This window comes from Tenacibaculum xiamenense, assembly GCF_964513065.1.
Lineage (GTDB): Bacteria > Bacteroidota > Bacteroidia > Flavobacteriales > Flavobacteriaceae > Polaribacter > Polaribacter xiamenense.
The window spans coordinates 21,103-41,683 of the sequence record NZ_CAZEQU010000014.1 but is presented as its reverse complement, the minus strand read 5'-3'; the positions used below and the strand labels follow the sequence as shown (position 1 = coordinate 41,683).

The following is a 20,581-nucleotide window of genomic DNA, read 5'->3' as shown; positions in this document are numbered from 1 at the left end:
TCTACTTTAAAACTTCAACTTCTCTTGATTTTTTTTACCTTAATCAGTATTCTTCGTTATTTTAATCGGTGAACTGGTAAATTCGATGAACCTGCAATATGCTCGCTACTTTCTTTAAGCATACCATATGTCATTTCACGAGCTTTTAGAAGTTCGCCTACTTCTGTGGGGGGTTTATCTGCCGAATAATGTTCTTTTCCTAAGTCTGAACTACTTTTGGCTTGATTATCCTTCATAAAACCAACAATCCCGTTGCGTATATGAAATTCGGGAGCTTTGATATCTTTGCTTACATGCCCTTCCAAAGTCACCTGGCTTCCATCCTCGGCTACTACGGTTGCTGCATGATATTCACAATTAGGGTTGTTTTTAAAACGATGAGTCCACATTTTACCAATTTCCGAACCATGTTTGCCCACATGTCCATCATTTAAAATCAGAGCTTGTAAAGTAGTCGCAAAACCAGCACAATCGTTCTTCCCTACTACTGCCCAAGATGTATTATTATCTCTTTTATTAGCCGTTTCCACCGTTTTCATAATATTATCCACCTCTTTTATAGTTGGGTTCTTTTTACTTGAACCATGAAAAAACATCACATTAGGCTTCCATGTATTGTATTCCTTTTTGCCAATTTTGGCAGTCCCTTTTATATATAACCCTCTTGGAACTGGAGCAGGAACTCCTTTAATACTGTAAAGCATAGATGGGTTAGATGGATGTATTCCATAATGACCGTTGGTAGTTGTAATCATCTTTTGTCTCCCGGCTAAACCTCCTGTAACAATTCCTCCAACTAAACCAGCCAAAGCCACTTGGCTAGCACTCAAGCCACCTGCCAAAGCACCACCAACCAACCAAGGAGCTCCTATAACTGCTGCAGCTGTTCCTAGTCCTCCAGCGACACCCCAACCTAATGCCTTTTTCCAACTATAAGTTTGAATCACATTTGAAACTGGAGTAATGGTATTTTGACCATGTTTTTTCTTTCCTGAATTGAATTTAGTAGCATGTTCTCTATTATCTTGAATAGCAATACCATTTTTAGTTACTCTTTGAACTATATTTAACTTATACGCATATTTTCTATCTTGATATTCCATCATTGCTACTATTTAAAAGAGATGCTTAACTAAATACTTATATTCATCTTATAACTTAAAAGAGAGAGCATATCATATTGCCAGAAGGTTTCACTGCTATAAGTTGATTCTTTTGGGGCCAAATCCTTCATTTTTTATATAAATTTTATTGGTTGCTCCGTGTCGGTATAAACCTATGACACTAATTTTACCTCCTGATAAAACCCATAGTGGTTTTCCAACATCAGGATACTTACCTTCAATATGGTAAATTTGTTTATTAGAGTACGTTTGTCCTGCTAATGCTCCTTGCGTTTTATTACTTGCCATATTTGATATTTGACCATTGGTACAGCTGAACGTACTTCCAACAAACATGCTTTTATCAACTCCTTTTGCCTCTTTCTTCTTAGGTTCTAGTAATTTTATTTTTAAATACGCGAGTAATTCTTTTCTATTACTTTCATTTGCACGAACATCAATATCTTTTAATACCATGTCAAGATACGTTTGGGTAGCTAGCGTGTTGTAAACACTAAGTTTACTATCTAATCCATGAAATACACCTGCCAATCCTTTATTCATGTTAAAAAAATTACTTGCTTCAATTTTTTTATCATCGGACAACTCTTCAAATGTCTTTGTAACCCGTTGAACAATACCTTTAAGTTGAGTTGTATTCCTATTATCTTTCAACACATTAACTTTCTTTTCGTTTTGAGAAACACCTCTTGATTTCAATTGTGTTGTGTTTTTTCCTTCCCTGTTTACGTACATTTTTTTTATTTATGATTCTTTAATTTTTACAAATAATCGAGTTTGATTGTTATGGATTCGCATTTCTCATCTCTTGTTTTTGATTATATGGAACATAATTAGCCTGAGACATCACTGCTCTTCTTCCATGTACTCTATAAATATGTCGATCTCTATTCGATTGTCTGAGTGCGTGTTTTACCATTCTGAGTGCATATCGATCTTCCCCTTCATTATTCTCTAATGCATCAGCATCAACATAAGCAGCGGCAAACGTTTGACTTAGGTTTTGCGGATGAATATTGTTTTGAATCGCAATATTTCTATCATGGGGATTCGCTCCCTGCTGCTGATCCATACGCATTCCATTTACATCTTCAATTTGGGTTGAAATTGGAGCTGCATACATATTTGCTGTTGTTATATGAGGAATTACCGCATTTACGTTAGCTGCTTGTCCTACACCATGGTTGGGTATCAGATTTCCTTGCTGCACTGTAATTCTTAAAGGCCCTAGTTTATCATCTGGAGCCTGTCGCACTCCCTTTGTAGGGTTACTCGTTCTAGTAGGGCGACCTTTAAATCCCCTACCTCTCTGCCTCATCTGAATTGGGTTACTCGAAATAAGACTATTAATCTTCTTCCTGTTATCCGAAAGGAATATTCCCTTCCTTTTTTTCGTTTGACTAACTGAATTAACAACCGTTCCTCTCTTAACTAACTTCGCTTTTTTTGAAAACATTTCAATTTGTTTTAATTATTACTTGCTTAAACACTTCATGTACAACCAAAATATTCTATGTTTTAAGTGCTTGTTTTGAGGGAACATAAATTATTAAAATCTCACATCTACTTTTACAGGACCTATCGCCCCAGTATAATCTAAATATGAACAGAAGTTTTGCTGTGATACTTCCTTTTTTAACCAATCAACGTATGGATCGAAATAGGGTAATTTTATTGTGTACCCTAACAAAAAGTTCTTTAGATATGCATTGTTGAACCTATGTCTAACAAAAAGTACTTCCGCATCAAGAAAATCATCACTATAATTTTCAGAAAATATCTTCGGATTAAAATAATTACGTAATTCCATTCGAATGAGTTTTTCTAACTTCTGAAGAAATTCTCCCACACTTTCTACCAAATAAGCAATTAAATATAACGTCCGTTTTTTTATCAAATACCCCTTAATAATAATATCACCATCATTCACAGTTATATTTAAAACCTTAGCCAAACAGAGTTTCACTTGTTCAGAAGGCAAATCTTCAACCCAATCGGTTAGTTCTAAAACCATCTCTTGTTTAACGAACGTGTAGTTCTCTTGAATTATTATTTCTTCTATTATCTTCATTATTTTCAGTGATCAGTGATCAGTTATCAATTATCAGTGTTCAATTATCAATTATTGAGTTGCAATTACAACTGATTATTGATAACTGATAATTGTTCTATTCTCTTTTTTAAATTCTTTACGAATACCTTCTATAAGTTCATGGTATTGCACAACAGTATCATTTCTTTGAATTGCTGCAAGAGCACAAAATCTTAAAACGTTGATAATAGCTCCTCCTGCTAATTCATAATTTTCGGCTATCTTCCATAAATCTACATCGTCATGCAATACACAAGTACCTGAAAATGCATTTTCCCAGAGTTGATATCGCTCATTAACATCGGGCATAGGAAAATGGATCATCGACTGAAAACGCCTTGTAAAGGCTGCATCCATATTCGTTTTAAGATTAGATGCCAAAATGATTACCCCTGGAAAGTCTTCAATGCGTTGTAATAAATATGAGGTTTGTTGATTTGCATGTCTGTCATTTGAAGAATTAGCTTCAGTACGCTTTCCAAATAAAGCATCAGCTTCATCAAAAAACAAAATCCAGTTTTTATATTGAGCAATGTCAAATATTTTCGATAAGTTTTTTTCAGTTTCTCCGATGTATTTGGAAACAATCATAGATAAATCTACTCGATATACCTCTCTATTTGTCACCTTACCTAGTAAGGTAACTGTTAATGTTTTACCCGTTCCTGGAGGCCCGTAAAACAACGTTCTATATCCTGGTTTTATCTTCTTTCTTAACTCCCATTCACTCATCAACGTTTCTCCATACAACAACCAAGTTTTCAACTCCATAATCTGATCCATTACTTGATCATTTAATACAACATCTTCCCATTCTAACTGAGTTCCAATCCGCTTCGCTGGAAATTCTATTGATTGCTCAATATCCACCATTTTACCCGTTTGGAAATAACGTAGCCATCTTTTATTTAAGACAAGTACGCCATTTAAATCTGGAATGTAAGAGGATGTGCTTTCAATTGATAAGATTTGCTCTGTACTAAATAGTCCGTCGCTTCGAAACAATGATTTCACCTCATTTCTTAGAGTAGGTTCTATTGCCGTTGCCAAAAACATTAAGGTTTGTCCTGTAGGCAGAAAACCACTATGATTTGCGTCGATAATACCTCCAAACTCTGTGAAACCTCTATCGTATATTTGATTTTTCCCGAAGAAAATATCGAGTACTTCAGGTTTTATTTGTGGTGCTAATGCAAGCGCCAATGCTAAACGCTGATATTGATTTACTTTGTTTTTTTCACACCAGTGATGATAAACGGAATCATCAACTACCGGCATATCTAAATCAGTCCAATGACACCAATCGCCCTCATGCTCTAAATATCTACTAATTACATGATGGATTACCATTTCAAGCCAGTCGATTTCAGAAAGTAACGCTTTTATGTTTGTTTCAACAGTCATAAAACAGTATTAAAGAGCTTTTGAACATCATCTAAACTGGTTTCTGCCCAATCGAAATACAACAAAGCCGTATTCGGATTTAATTGATTTGCCTGTAGCATATCTAAAATATTTTGACTTGATACATAAGGTGCAGACGAAGAGAAATCAATAGAATCGTGATTAAAATCGTAGTCATAGAAATCTTTAACCCAACTTGATCTGCTCGATTGTTTTGCAATTAAATCGCTTACAAAAACATCAAGTTGTCGAGGGTTTACCACTAACTTCTTTGCTTTAAAAAATGAAGGCTTTCTATTTGTTTCTTCATGATAATATTCAATATGTCTAGCTTGAATGGTCTGAGAATTACCATTTCCAAAAATATCAACTAATCCGAAGTTTTCTTGTTCAGTTACAATTTCGAGCTCAGCATTTTCATCGCCTCCTACTGCTAAAGTCCAATGAGAAGCCGTAGCAACATCTGTAACAACGTAAACCTCTCTAAAAGAATAAATTGTTTGAGTAAGTTTAATAATTAACTCCTCTGCTATTTGATTCCAATTATTTATTTTAACCACCTCCGGACCTACTGCCTTAAAATAAAAACTACCATAACCATTAAAGGAAATTACTTGTTTGCTATAATTGAATTCTCCTTGTAACTTACTCTCTCCTACCTCTCTTCCAGAATAGGTTTTAGAGACACTATGATTAAAGGCCCAATCGGATTGATTAATGGACATTCCATTGATAAATGAAATTTCTTCTGCTGCGATCAATTTCCCTTTAAAAATATTACCTAATACAACAATATTTCCATTTTTTATTTGAAAAAAATCACCTGGAAATAAATGCTGTTCTATTGGTTTAGAAGGTATAAACCCCTGAGTTTTAATATAACAGTCTTTATAAAATTGTTTGAATACGTCTTTCATCTGTTTATTTTTTATACTTACTAATTGATCAGATGTAATACAGTTTTAAAATATTGATTTCGTGGAATTACGTTTGTCTCTTCGAGTAAAATTATAAGGAATGTAATGAAGAATAATTTGTATCGAGAAGTGTTCTCTGTTACTGTATACTGTTCTCGATACATTTTTTTCACTTCGTTAACACTTGGCAAAAAACACTCGAACTGACATTTCAACCATAGAAATACACGAAAATCTAAAATAAAATTTGCATAATTCACCAATAATCATCTCATTATAAACCGAGATTCATTATCGCTCCTTTCATGTGGTTAGATTTTTGAAAATTTCAAAAGAGAAGTTCTATCAAGTGAAGGAAAAATATTAAAATAATCATTTTGCATTTTTCCTTCACCTGTAGTTTTATGATAGAACTAATACCATCTACAATTTAAAATTACTGTTAATTGCAAACAGTTATCTTTTAGGCTTTCTCTTACAATAAAGCCATATTAAGAAGCTAAAGCTGCCGCCTTCGCTGCTGCATATCCTGATTCTAACGAAGCTAACTTTATTGTGGCTCTGTTTAACTCGCTTTCAGCGGCATTCAGTTGATTCGTATTGTCTTCAGATGCCAATAGAGCGCTATTATACGTTGATATTGATACATCATAGGCTACTCCTAACAATTCCTTTACATTCGTATCGGGGATTGAATTTTCGACATTATCAACTTCTTCACCAATAAAAAACTCATAAAGTTTTGTTGCTTGCTCGTTTTCTATTGCCAATGCTCCATTTGATTCAAGTATTGTCGCTTGAGATGCAAAAACTGCTTCCAATGCCTTTAACGTTAGCGCTACTGCATTGTTAGCATCTGTACCTGCTTTTGAAATCATTTCAACCAATTCATCAGATATTAATGGATTTAGAGCTTTCTTTCTGATTACAAGATTGGCTAATTTATTAATCACTTCAGCCGAATAAATAAGCTTATCTATTAAAACTTTTACTTGAGATGCGCAACTTTTGGCCTTTTCATTAGCTATACCAACTTCACTAACTGCAGTTCCAGATAATTGATCTAACTCTTTAACTTTTGAGATTACTTCATCACCTAATTCTTTGTTACTTAAAGCTTGTTTTTTATTTTCTTCTGCTAAATTCAATTGATTTGTCAACTTATTTGATTTTTCAGTTAACGATTGAACAATCGCTTGTAATTGAGCTACTTCATTTTGTGCATCTAATACCTGATTTGATAAAGCATCTAAAGTCTCTTTTTTTTGTTCGGTAACTCCGTACTTATTTTTTATTGTATTTATTTTATAAATAGACATAATTATTTGTTTTGGTTAGGAATAGCTTGATTTTTATATGTAAAAGGAGGTGTTTCTTGAAAATCAGATAAGGCATTACTAAATTGTTTACTAATTTCTTCTGCCTGACCATTTAAAGCAAATACTACCGGGATGTATAAATCGCCAGGAATTAATCTGTTTCCAAAATTATCAGTTACATCTGGTGTTATTGCAACTGTAAACGTATCTCCGTTTTGGGTTGGACTTGAATAACTTCCCGCTGGAATTTTTCCTGCGATTAATGAATTAAACATAAATCCAGGCTTGAATTTGTTATTGCTGCTTTCCTCAATACTCTGACTCTGCTCCTTTTCTTCAGCAGTAATACTTCTTTGAACCAAAGAAAGATCGATAATCAAAACAATAGATTTCAATATGATCTTTACTGATAACTTCGTACTAATATTTTTAACTGTAAGCTTTTTTAATACTGTTTGAAGGTTTTCTTCTCCTCCTTCTGCCAAAGCTTTCGTTTCTACTAAAGTTTCTAAGGTTTTCGAGCTTACCGATTTTTGAACACTTGCAAACCATTTTTTCACATCAGCATCAGCACTTTGAGAGCTTTCTAGTTTTTCTAATTCAGCACTTAGTTTTACTTCTCTTAATTTTAATTCGGATAACTCTGATGCAACAGCATCATCATCTTCAACTGATGTTGTTAAATAATTGAGTTCTTGAGAAGTTAACAATCCTTTTATAAATTCTGAATTATCAGGTAAAAACATGCAACGATACTCTGTTACTACATCTTTAGTACCTTTATTCAACTGGAAATTTGAACTTTGTTTAACACTAAACTCCAATTCTTGCTCAACGGTCTGATTATTTGATGGATTTGATCCTGTAAAATCAATATCAGAAATAGGGTCACCATGAACAATTTTATCTGCTAAAGACAACACAGATTGCTTTGACGACAAGTTGTTTATTTTAATTTGATTGACCTGTGGAACAACTAATTGATTCGTTAGATTAAATGTTGCCGATGGAGCAGATAAATAATCGTCAAAATTATTAATTAGCTTTTTATACTCAGTACTTAACATTGCCATGACAAATAATACATAATCACTACCTATTTCAAGCGCATCTCCATCTGTATCATTTAAACCATTGTATCTAATGATTCCACTTATTTCATTTTTCCCTATTGTAAAACCATTGTTATTTGCACCAGCTCCTTTAACCTTGATACTAATATAATTTTTACTTTCTTCCTTGCTAACAATACCTTCGGCACTTGAAATAGAAAAAATTTTCTTTTTGCTTTCTTTTACTAAAAATATGTAATAAGAATCAACAGGATATCCACTTGGCAAGTTATTTTCACTAATTTGAAATGGACTCTGATAAGGAGCAAAGCTTACTTTGTATTCAAGGTTCTTCCTATTTTTTGGTTTAACCGTTAAATTTAGGTTTAACTGTTCATTGGTCAATTTATATGCCTCTTTTGATGCATCGAAGTTAACCTTTGAATCTTCCAATTCTCCTTCTAATTTCTTTTCATTTGTACTTGCTTCAGCCAAATTATTGTTTTCAGTATTTACTTGACTAGCTGACTTTTCGAATTCAGACTTCGTTACTGCTAATAACTTCTTTACCATGGTATCACTCGCTTCTGCTTTCGTTGCCAATTCTTCTGCAGAAACTTCAGAAATTGCTGCTGATGTATCCATAGTTGTTTGAGAAAGAACCTCTGCTAAATAAGCCGTTTCTCCTATTAAAATTTGAGCATCTTCACTTTGTTCGTAAATTTCACTACCATAGTCCGCAGCACTGACTATATTAAAAATACTACCAATATCACTAGCTAATTTTACTATGGCATTTGTTGCAAGTTGCACATCTGAAGCAGCAACACTGGCATTGCTAGTACTTGTTGCTACCAACGCTTTTCCATGATTTGCTGAAGACAAAACATTGGTAGAAATGTCGCTATCAACTACCATATCATTGAATAACTTTTGGTTGAAAGTATTCTTGCTGTTTTCAACTTCTAAGTTTTCATAAATAGTAATATAATCTCCTTGAGCGTAGTACAAAGAGAACATCGTTGCGTCTAATTGTGATTCTGCCTTTTTTAAAGCAACCTCTTGATTGTTTAAGGAAGACGATACACTTGAATTCAAATTTTCGTTGTATGAGTTCATAAGTTTTCGTTTTTAGTTAATATACTTTTACTCTCTAAATGAGCTTTAAATGATTCGACATGACAGTCGAAATGTTTTTATTTTAATTCCTCTAATTTTTTATCTGGGGAATTATGTTTGGTTTTGTCTATTACTTAAGATTAAAATGGCCATGTAACATGTAATGGCTTTTTCATCCATGGTAATTTGATAATTGAAAATGAAAATGGTGATTTCAACATCAATACATCATAAGGTCTATGTTCAACAGTCAATTGCCAACGGTCTTCTTCTTCCATCAGCAAACCATCTCTTACTAGCCAATTGCCTCTAAATCCGTTTACCGAACAGGAACCAATAGCACTCCAATAGTTAATACATGAATGGATTAATCCATTAATCAATTGTGTTTCTTCTTCTGAAACATCAATTCCTGCAATGATTGGGGTATGCAATGGAATCCCGCAAAAAATTTTGTTAAGTGGTAAATCGTATTCGTCAGTACTCTCTAGCCCCGTTACTAAATATTGTAGGTAATGTGCTGCTTTTTGCTGTGCCTCATCTGAAATAAAGCTCGAATTCTTTACTAAATTCAACCTTTCCAACAACATTGAAAAATAGCTATTGATCAACACCATTCCTGCATTTTTAACAGGAACCCCTACAGAAATTGTTTTTATTACTTCGTTTTTATGTTCTATTTTCATCTTTTGTTTTTGTTCTGTTTTTACCTTTATTCTTTTTTCTTTCTTTTCATTTTCCTGTATACTCTCATATGTTAGCTGCAAAGCCACTGGAATGTTCTCTTTTATCTTATCAAAAGCTTTGAAAAACTCTTCTTCAGATATTCTTTTTCTAGTTGTTAATTCCCATACCAACTCGTTCCAAATGGTAATTGTATCTATTTGCTTCCAGTTAACCGTAATCCATGCTTTCAAAACCATTTCTGTGATTAAATTTTGTATTTGATAAACAGGAGTCTTTTTTAAGGAAACATTTCGAATAGCCTTGTAAAATTTTTCAATAATTAAAAGTTGTCTTCGCCTTTCAGGATATAAGTTTGTAAGTGATTTTATGAATTGGCTAAACTTCAGAGCATGAATAACTTCTTGTAATTTTATTCTAGAATACATTTTCGATCTTAAAACTCTTAAGAATACCAATGGTCTACACTCAATAATATCATTGATAAATACTTCAAATGAAGAAGTCCTTTTATAATGGAACCAATAAGGAAGTTGTTGCAATTCAATTACATTTACCAAAGCTTCTTTCAATTGTTTTTCATCAAAATTTTTAAGCGATTTCTCAGAGTTTTCTTTAGTTACTTGCAATACTTCCTCGAATTCTGATTTCTGCTTCGCTAATGCTTTCAATAATAATTCAGATACCTTTATTTTCTTATCATGAATTACAGAAAGTATATCTTTAGAGTTTATTTTTTTACTTTTTTGTATCTCTAAAATAACTCTTGATACAAATTGAATAAAGCTTTCATCCAAGTATGTATTCTTTGTAATTATTTCAAATAATTCATTCCAGAATAAATCCGTAAATCTCTTAGATTGTATAAATTCTCTACATATCCTATAGTAGTTTAAAATTCCTTCCAAGTGATTATTTACTTCGATTGGTTGCTTTGAAGAGTGTAACAACAACTGTGTAAATTGATCGAAACCGAGCCTTTTCTTAAACTTATTCTTTACGTCAATTGGATTTTTCGAATTCCTTATTTTTAGAAACACTCTATCAGAATCCATTTCCAAACTCCAAATAATTGCGTGCTCTGGGCTATGTTTAATCTTGTTTACAATGAAATCAGATTCATTTTCCTTAGACTCCAAATAAGTAAACATAACATCAACTACTTTTTCCACACGACTTCTTTCTAAAAATGGATTATTATAGTATTCTGCAGTGTTCAACTCTTTTTCTTGAATCTCTTTATTTACTAGTGGAAATCTTTTAAGTACTCCATGTCTAAACAAGTCTTGTAACTTAGTTTTATCTCCTGAATATTCTTGAACTCTCATTAAGCAGTTCCAGAATAATGCTAACAAGATTTTGGCAACTGTCTCAGTGCTCTCATTTTTATAAACAACATTGATTTTATTCGTATATTCCTTTATCAATTCATCTTTTACCTCTTTTTCTCTGTTTAAAAAATAATTGATTATTATATCAGAATACTTCTCTAAGAAAACATAAGCTCCATCTGTAGTAAGTAGGAATTTCTTCAAAAACTCAACGACCTCCCGCTTAGATTCTTTTTTATGAATCATTTCAATTATATGATCAATGTGAGAAACTTTAAATTGCTGATTCGCCCAATTTTCAATTTCAAAAACCTGTTGAGAAGAAAAGCCTAATCCAACATAATTCGAACCATTTATTATTTCCTTATAAAAAGATTGTTGATTTTTACGTATACTATTTATTCTAGTTAGCTTACCGATAAATTGTTTGAAAATTTCAAAGTTTGAGAGTTGTTTCCCTTCTGAAATAGTATTTAAAAGTAACTTATTGAGTAAGACTTTAGTCTCTCTATGCAATCCTCTTGTAGTTTCCCCTTCTATTTCAAAGTCCACAAAAATTGTATCCACAATAGTTATGATTTTCTTGTAAGAAGGCACTGCTTTAGCAATTAACTTTTCAACTAAAACCTCATCAATTAAAGAAGTAGTTACCATTAGTACTCTTTTTGAACGATTTTCTTTCAATAAGTTAATTACTTCATAAGGTCGGTTTTCAATATAATATTCGAATGATTCCTTTAGTCTATCTATAAATTCAACATCAAATTTTCTACTCTGTAACATCAAATACAGTTGATCTACTATGGAAACTATCGATATTGAATTCTTTCTATCACTAGAATACGTTTTCTCCATGTATGCCGTCTTAATAGCATTGTATATGGTTAAATTTTTAACATGTTTTTGCATCGACGACACTTGTGAAACCCAGAATGCATCAATTACATCTATTTCTTTAGAATTTGTTCTTTTACTAGTATCTTGAATAAGATAGGTCAAAAATGTTTCTTTATTCGAATGCAGAAACTTCCTTGCATACATAAAACCAATTGTCCATAAAACTCTAGAAGAAAGTTTTAATTTTTCGGATAATTTCAATGATTCTATATAGCTAATTTGAGTACATAAGCCATTAAAATCTCTATTAACAACTCGAACTATTTCTGAGATTGTTCTTAATTCTAAATCTTGTAAAACATACTCCCAGTATTGTATATCATTTGCTAATAGCGACTCTATAAGTTTTTTAAATCGGGATTCATTTTGGTTTTTTAGATTTATGATTAAATCATTGAATTCCTTCTTTTGAATTGCTGAGCTCCTTAAAGTATGGTTATTAAACTGATTTGTCAATAGCTCCCAATAATACTCAAATTGTTTTTCAGTGGTGTTTGATTTTATATTTCCTGTCAATTGTTCTTTTGACAGTTCTTGAATAATTGCTATGAATTCTGTTTTAATGAAATATTGACTTTTAACACGGTTAACCGCTTCTTCAATAATCTCTAATAGCTCGTTATACTCAATATTGAAATGGCTTGCCATTTGTTTAATAGCACTTTTTACAAATGCATATTTATTAAACATTGTTCCTCTTTCTATAAACAAATAGTTTAATATCCAGAACCAGATATTCCTTTTAAAATCTTGTATTCCTGCCTGAATTATATTTTCTTTCTCTTGAATCTTTATGAGCTCTCCTGTTACATCTTTTATGTATTTATGATTGCTTTGTTCAATGTTTTGTATCAACGTCATTATATTACGTTCTTCAAACTGCCAAGCAATTCTCTTTCTGACATGCTCATTCTTTCCTATTAATTGCAGCATTTGAACCACTTCCTCTTTATTGAGTTGCCATTGAATAGAAATTATTTGATTGATATTTCCATATTTTGCCTGATAATTCCATGGCATAACCCCATTTAACAAGAAATATTCTAACGCTCTTACATGGGAAGTTTTCTCGTTAATAATTTCAACACCTTGCCTGTATTTGTAAGGGTACTGAACAATGTTTTCTAAGTTTTTATAGAGCTCTCTTTTTACTTTATCTGCTAAATCTTCATAAAAATTGTGATAATCAATTTCCCCTAAATTCAGTTCTAATCTTTTAATTCTAAATGTTTTTTCCTTAGGACATACTTCATCAAATACCTCCGTTAAAACCTCTTGAAAATGATGTTGACACCAGGTACTTATATTGTTTTGAAGTTCGGTTCCTCTCTCTTTGTCATCAAAACTTGTATTCCAAGAACATTTTGCTACGATATGTTGGTTAGTATTCATCATTCTTCAATAAAATTTTGAATGATTATTTTAGCCAAAGCATTACTATTATCTTCCAATAAATCCGTAGAGTTATTGTTATTATCCACCCAAGCAATAAAGGCATTATGCCAATTGACATATGATTTTATGAAAGGTTTTAATGTACTTTCATCAACTAACAAAAACTTAGCTTCACAATGAATTGGTAGTTCCTCCTCAAAGAACATAGCTATTTTATTTTGAAAACTACTTGAATTAAATTGCGGAATATACTTTGGAAAAAAGTATAAAACAGTTCCATTCAATAGTGAAAAAGAGCTCGTTACATTTAATTTTTCATCATTAAAAACTGCATTGATAGACCAACATAACGATTGAGAAATTTCAATAAATTCATTCGCATTTCCTCTGTTATTTGTTACTTTTAATGAGTAGTCTTTTTTAATTTGTACAAACTCACCTTCTCCTTGAATCTTAAGTTGATTTACCTTTTCACTTAATTTTAATAGCTCTTCAAAGGATATATTTTCAGTTGTAATCCAATTGCCTTTGCTTTCTTTAAAAAGAATTTCAAATTTTGCAAAACGTAATAACAAACTACTTTCAACACTGATAAACCCTTTTCTATTATTCAAGAACCAGAAAGCCGTTTCCGAAGAAGTATCAATTATGTAATTTTTATAATACTGATTCAAAAGAAATAAGATATTCATCTTTAAATCTATTCCCGAATAATTGATAACATCAGAAGGAGATACTTTTAGTTCTTCATCTAACGCCTTAATATTAACGATGAAATCAGTTTGATTTCCTAACTCGTACTTCTGTCTTGTTCCTTCAGAAACTGGGGTAAACTCTTCGGTTGATCTCAGCTTAGTATTCAAAAACAATTTATTCGCCCCTAAATAATTATAGCCTTTTGTTCTGTTGTATGATAATTTCTGATAATTCTGAAGGTAATTACTCTTAATAATAACTTTGTCTTTGAGTATGTTTCCTGTTAAAATTGAAGAGTTACAAAGGTTATTAATAAATAATGGCGACTCTCCATGACGGGCCAAAAGGTGGTCTAATATTTGGTTTCTACGCTGTAAATTGTCATCATCATCTTCCATGATAGCGTTCAATCGCCAGATATATGAATTATATGGATCTTCTCTATACTCCTCCCACGACTCATATTCCAATTCTTTCGCTGAGACAACTGTATTACTAAAATCAAACTCTTTGCTATGTTTTAATAAAGGCTTTATGTCTGAAACAGAATCGTATAATGACTGATAAAAATAGGTTGGTGAAAAACTTTCATAAGGCACAGGGTATTTTTGATGTAATTGTTCAAACTTATCTTGCCTGTTATAATAATTTTCTCTGTCGAAAGGAGTACCTGAAATGGCATTTTGAAAGGAAAACAACTGATTGATGTTTGCCAATTGAGCGAATTGATTTGTCAACACTTGGTCAAACAACATTAAATACCCTTTTAATTGTCGCGACTGTGCAACTTGGAACTTATTTGCGCTTTCGTCCAAAGAATTTTCTCCAACTTTATAAGCATCAGGCATTGTATTTTGAATGGAATAATAAGATTGAATATCTCTGTAGTTTCCTTTCGGTAATTCTGGGGTTAGTTTGACACTTTCTACCTCATTATTAGGATCTATTTTAGTAGTTATATCATTCAAATAACTCACTATACTTTCATTAATATGATGTTCGCTATTTAAAACTTTTTCAAACTTCTTAGTAGACTCTCGCGCAACCTTAATAATCAGTAATTCATCTGTCTTTGAAGTTATCATATATTCTTTCTCTGAAGAATTACTTTCATAAAAATATAAATCATCTACTCGGATAACTCCTTCTATAGACTCTATTATCTGAGATATTTCAAAAGCATAAATTGTATCTTTTTTTCCACTTATACTCTCATTTTTTACCCAACCATTTTTTAATTTTGGACCATTAAAAATAGTATTACTGTTTTCACCTTCTGCAACCAGCTTATCATATCCTGTTTGCACAACACTTGGAAATATGAACTCACTTATTGCTTGATTCATTTTTGCTACAATATCATTGTGATTCACATGTTCTTCAAACTGAATGTGACAATGTGTATTATAAATCTTTGTTTCCAGTATTTTTGGTGTGATAAAAGACTCTTGAAGATTTCTGTTGGTGTTTAACTGAATATAGGTTGCTAAACATATATTCTGTAAATTCTCTTCACTTTTATTATTCAAATCAACCGCTAAATAAACTTGATAAAGGCCTCCCAAAAAACTAAGTCCAGTGTTTACAGGTTTAATAATTACATTTTCAACCTGAGGTATGGCATCTACAATAAGTTTTATATAATCATTTGCTGTAATAGCAGAAGTCGTTAAAATAGTGTCTGGCTGAAAGAATTGATTTTTCATAATAAGACTCCCTTTCCTATCAGTTAAAATGTCTTTGACAGAAAAGTTCATACAATATCCAAGCTCAGTTAGGGCAAAACATAGTTGATCCAAAATTGTAATTCCAGGGTCACTTGGATTCAAATTAGTCCACTCAGAACCACTTCCCTCTTGAATGAATTTAAGCCCTTCTTCCTTAAGAAGGTTAAAATCCATTGTTGTGGGTAATTGAATATCTTGTATGTGGTTTTTCCCTATCATTTACTATAGTTAATTTTTGAATAATCCAACGATGTAACAAGTAATTCACCTTTGTTTAAGAGAAAACAATCGTCGTTCGAATGTGTTTTATCATTTACAACTCTTAAAAATGAATTCTCCGAATATTCTATCTCCCCTGTTTCATTATTTTTAGTGCCTATATACATACGAAGTTGATTCACCTCATCTACCAAATCATTTTTATTTATAAAGGATGCTATCTGAGAAGTACTCAAACCATTATCTATCATTATTTGCTCCTGCTCTGCTCGTATCCATGGAGATAGGAACACATTTATTAATGAATTTATTTGTTGCTCTGCTGTTTTAAGCTGGTATTTCTTAGCCACTTTTATTATTCCTTCTAACTTCACATATTTGAATATAAAGTTGGTCACTTTTAAAGGAAATGCGTTTGATGAATTCTCTTGTAGATAATTTTGAACTTTTAATTCGACACATTCACTGACCATAGGTGTAAAGGCATTCGATTGTTGAAAATCATTCACTTTCTTCACTAAGAAAATTGTGTTGCAGTTATGGGCTTTTATGAAAAATGCTTTCGAATAAAAAACAGAACTAAATTTTTGTTCAATTAATGTATAAAAATCAAAAGGAGTAGTACATCTATTTTTTGTTCTCAACCTTGAGCTCACCCTTCTATTCATATCCTTTTTTGTTTCAAAAGATTTCCCTCCGAAAGAATTGAAAGGTTGAATGATTGTAGCCAACTCAGGAATACTTTTAAAGGTTGAAGAAATTGAATTTGCTTTTATTTCATTATTTACGTTAGGAGCATTCTGGTTTTCAACACGTGTTAAAAGAACCCCATTTGTATCTAAAAAGATGGTTTTTGCGTAGCTATTGGGATTGTTGCTTACTCCAATATTCAACCAAAAGCTATTGCTCGGCATTGTTGATGTTCCTTTAATCATAGTTAAAGGAAGCTCTAACGTAACAATACCTGAACAAATCAAATTGTTTGTTGTATCACTTACAATATTCAACTTTTCCCATCCAGTATCGGTATATCCAAAATAATTAAGTTCGGACTCCGAAATTGAACTTACATCTGAATACTGCCTTTCTAACTCAAAGTATAAATTAATTGTGTTGCCAGAAACAATATTGTTTAATTCCAAGAAAAGTTGTCCTTCGAAAGAAATAGTTGGATAAAGAGTTAGGTCGTTAGTACTTGCTATTGTGCCTCCAAGACTTAATCTTTCCGTTTCAACTTCTGAAATAGTATCATAAATCTTGAAACTTTTAAACGGAGTTTCATAAAAGCATTCTATCGGGTACTCTTCACTTATTCCTTGAATATTCAATTCGTATCGTTGAATATCTTCTTTCAGCGGTGTTATGAAATGATTTTGGATATATTCATTTATAATTTTAGATAAATCTTTATCCGAAAGTATCATGTGTAGTCGTTCTGCATCTCCCTCAATATCATTTGTAAATCCTTCAATCTTACCTACTATTGTTTCAATAAAATTCTCTAATTGTTGGATAGGCTCACTACTTTCTGTTTTTGCTGAATTATGTTTTACATCGCTCAACATACCAACAATCATATCACTTATTTTATGCTTGCATTGAATACTGTATGTTGTTATTGCTTCTTGTATCTTAAGTTTTAATTTTGATAAGGAGCTTCTTGCTATTTGATGTAAATTAACTTCATTAAGTTTTTCGTTAGTTTGTACCTCATTATGATTATGTCCAACTATTTTTTCAAACAATTCTGTAAGTACTTCTCCAAATACAGATTTAATAATGGTGAAAAAATTGTCTTTATTAGAAATGTCATTTACCAGAGTTTCAAATTTCTTCGCTAAATCAGAATTAGATATATCGTGTACTTCATCTTTAAATACACCTAATCTTGATTTTATATGATTTATTATTTGTTTTAAAGCGGCGATAAAATCATTCTTTAGGTTTTTAATCCAACCTAATAATTCTTTAACTATGACTATGCTATTACTAATAAAATCAATAATTATTTTAATAATTGATTCTATGGCTTCAAGCATAGAAATCTCAGCCTTGTCTGCAAGAATTTTTAATTTATCCAACTCTATTTCAAGTGAACCATAATGAACGTTGTTCACATCGAAATAATATTTTTTACTGGCTTTATAGCTACCTTCAAAACTAGCTCCTTCAGGAATATAAGGGATGTTAGGTGTATGATTTATAGTTACAGGCTTTCCCCTCTTATATGATTTGGCGATAGCTTCAGCATTAAATAATGCTATCGCATTTACTACTTGTGCGTATAGGTTTGCTCCAAAACCATATTGAGGTTCTGATAGTCGCATTCTTAGATATCCAGAATCAGACAGGTTTGAAAAGGGCGTGTTATCTCTTTGTAACAGTGCATTTCGCTTCTCATTTTCATATAAATTCTCAAATGAAAATGAACTTGAATTAAGCAGTTCCTTCTTCTCTTTAGGCGAAATTGTTTCATCGTCCTTTTCATCCGAATGCCATGGCCAATGAAGCCAACTAAAAAAGCCTTCTTTTTCTTTGGGTTGATCTTCCTCTAAATGTAACTTTTCTGGAGGTAGTATTTTTTCTTGGAAGAGAGAAACCTCAGATACCTTGGTCTTATTTTCAATTACTTGAATATTCTCCCAAACCTCATTACTTAATTGCTCAAAAACAACCTTGAATGCTGTGTTATTTAAATAATCTTGATTCGGTTCTGGTGTTGTATTGCATTTGCTTGAAACTATTTTAAATTGCCCATCTAAATATTGGTTATATTGTTCATAATAACTTCCAAAATTATCTAAACTTTGACTTGTATCCGCTTCAGGTAACTTTGCCCAATTTAAAGTAACATTTAAATTTGTTATTGGTTTACTAAAAGCTTCTTTACTACCAACAATAAAACTTGCACCTTTAACTGGTGTTGGTCCCAAAACCTGAAACTTTTTATTCATCGCTAAAGGGCCAAAATCATTGTACAGCTCAAAACTTTTAGAGCTGCTTACCTCAACATCGATTTGAATACTTTTTATTTTTGGCGGGGTTTCTAAATCTGTAAATTCATCAAAAACAATTCTAAACATTGGCCACAATTTAGAAATGCCGTCTTGTTGCTTTGCAAATGCTTCAATGGGAAAATCTTTAGCTCCTAAAGTGATATGGAATGTTACATTTTGTTTGCCTGTCTTTATTGATAAACTCTTGGCTTTTTCAGTTAATTCAAACCATTTAGCTTTTGTACTTAAATAATATGTTGATTTTTCAAAGAGTTTATTGTTTATAGGGTCCGTAAAATTAATATCAATAGTAATCGTTCTTGATCCATCCTTAAGATATAGCATTGGAGATGCTATCGAAAACCCCATATTTTGAACAGTTAAATCTCCAGTATTTCGTTGGCTCCCAAAAGTATTCCATGAAACTACTTTATCTTCTGGATCTTTCTTTAGTTTGGATGGTGTTTCAATATTTCCAAGATATAAAAGGCTTGCGTTGTTCTCTTTTTTAACTGTATTTAACGTATATGCATTCGTAATAACTGCTGGATTTAAGTTAACAGCCTCGAGTGATTGAAATTCAATTGCTTTTTTATTTTTATCTAAACCTGCGTTAAACAATGTTTTAACTGGGAGTAAAAACGTTTCATCATTTTTTAATAAATCAATACAAACGTATACTGAATCTGCTGTACCTCTAGATGGGTATTCCTTCAGAATATCTTGGTAATAAAAATCTAAATGCCTATTTGTTATTGTATTTATTTGCTCCTTATATTGTTGCAGCAAAGACGTAAAGGTTCGCAACAACATAGTGTCTGGATATTTATTTTTCTCTTTTTTAAATGATTGATAAGCCTCATTTGCAGCTCCAACACAAGAATTTAAAAATGTAAATATTTTATCTCCGACGGCTTTTAAATTATTGTAAAGCTTTGCAATAAACGAACTTTGGTCCTCTGATGTAAGTTCTTCTTTAGAAACTTCCTTTAATGAAGCTTTCAAACCAAAGATTTCCCAATAAGGGTACTTTCCTTTATTTTCGAGCCATGTTTTGTTTTCAAACACCTTTAAATCAAACCAATTTACAGGCATTATATCTGGTAACAATTTTGTTAAACATAACTGCTCCTGAAGCGATAAAATAGCCCAAAGCAGTATACTGTATGAGTTTTTTATATTCTTTAAAAAATAAGTTTTGAAATTGTATTGATAGGTAGATTGCACGAAACATTTCACCCATTTCCCCATTAACTTGAATATTTCAGTTATTTGATAGAAAAAACTATTCATCAAACCTGATACTTTTACCAAGTCAATTATTCCTAGTGGATTTTCTTGAGTATTTTCTAGTTCTTTTTCAAACTTCAAAATTGTAGCTATGTATAAGTCTTGAAATTTTCGTTTAGGAGTTTTCGCAATATATCCTAACAAAAAAAGAGGGTCTTTTAATAAGAACGGAGACCAATCTCCCTTTATATTATTCGATTGATCATAGAAATTGACTAGGGACGCAAACTCTGTTAAAAAGAAAACATGATCCATCTCTGTCTTACCATCTACCAAATTATTGGTATTAAGTAAAGCATTCTCTATAGAGATTAACATA

Annotated in this window: 11 protein-coding genes; all 11 read right to left on the bottom strand. The window is 31.8% G+C overall.

The window, feature by feature from the left end; translation table 11 throughout:
* Positions 1–56: 56 nt before the first annotated feature.
* Complete coding sequence (locus ACKTTV_RS05440) at positions 57–1,106, bottom strand: hypothetical protein (protein ID WP_408029808.1); 1,050 nt, start codon at positions 1,104–1,106, stop codon at positions 57–59.
* A 93-nt stretch (positions 1,107–1,199) separates the two neighbouring features.
* Entirely contained in the window at positions 1,200–1,859 is a 660-nt protein-coding gene (locus ACKTTV_RS05435; protein ID WP_408029807.1) for a hypothetical protein, read from the bottom strand.
* Positions 1,860–1,908: 49 nt separating this feature from the next.
* A complete protein-coding gene (locus ACKTTV_RS05430) occupies positions 1,909–2,580 on the bottom strand; it encodes a hypothetical protein (RefSeq protein WP_408029806.1) in 672 nt (223 codons plus the stop codon).
* 93 nt (positions 2,581–2,673) lie between these two features.
* The gene (locus ACKTTV_RS05425; RefSeq protein ID WP_408029805.1) at positions 2,674–3,195 is read right to left on the bottom strand and encodes a hypothetical protein; all 522 of its coding nucleotides are present in this window, start codon (positions 3,193–3,195) and stop codon (positions 2,674–2,676) included.
* Between the two features lie 75 nt (positions 3,196–3,270).
* Positions 3,271–4,620, bottom strand: coding sequence for an ATP-binding protein (locus ACKTTV_RS05420; protein ID WP_408029804.1), 1,350 nt, complete (start codon positions 4,618–4,620; stop codon positions 3,271–3,273).
* Positions 4,617–5,537: a hypothetical protein gene (locus tag ACKTTV_RS05415; protein ID WP_408029803.1), complete on the bottom strand. Its 921-nt coding sequence runs from the start codon at positions 5,535–5,537 to the stop codon at positions 4,617–4,619. Before ACKTTV_RS05415 ends, ACKTTV_RS05420 begins: the two co-directional genes overlap by 4 nt.
* A 491-nt stretch (positions 5,538–6,028) precedes the next feature.
* Entirely contained in the window at positions 6,029–6,856 is an 828-nt protein-coding gene (locus ACKTTV_RS05410) for a hypothetical protein (protein ID WP_408029802.1), read from the bottom strand.
* A gap of 2 nt (positions 6,857–6,858) precedes the next feature.
* On the bottom strand, positions 6,859–9,027 hold the full coding sequence (locus ACKTTV_RS05405) for a hypothetical protein (protein WP_408029801.1): 2,169 nt from the start codon (positions 9,025–9,027) through the stop codon (positions 6,859–6,861).
* A gap of 140 nt (positions 9,028–9,167) precedes the next feature.
* On the bottom strand, positions 9,168–13,334 hold the full coding sequence (locus ACKTTV_RS05400) for a contractile injection system tape measure protein (protein ID WP_408029800.1): 4,167 nt from the start codon (positions 13,332–13,334) through the stop codon (positions 9,168–9,170).
* Entirely contained in the window at positions 13,331–15,976 is a 2,646-nt protein-coding gene (locus ACKTTV_RS05395) for a hypothetical protein (RefSeq protein ID WP_408029799.1), read from the bottom strand. The genes ACKTTV_RS05400 and ACKTTV_RS05395 overlap by 4 nt, the downstream gene beginning before the upstream one ends.
* Positions 15,973–20,580: a hypothetical protein gene (locus tag ACKTTV_RS05390; protein WP_408029798.1), complete on the bottom strand. Its 4,608-nt coding sequence runs from the start codon at positions 20,578–20,580 to the stop codon at positions 15,973–15,975. The genes ACKTTV_RS05395 and ACKTTV_RS05390 overlap by 4 nt, the downstream gene beginning before the upstream one ends.
* Between the last annotated feature and the right edge of the window lies 1 nt (position 20,581).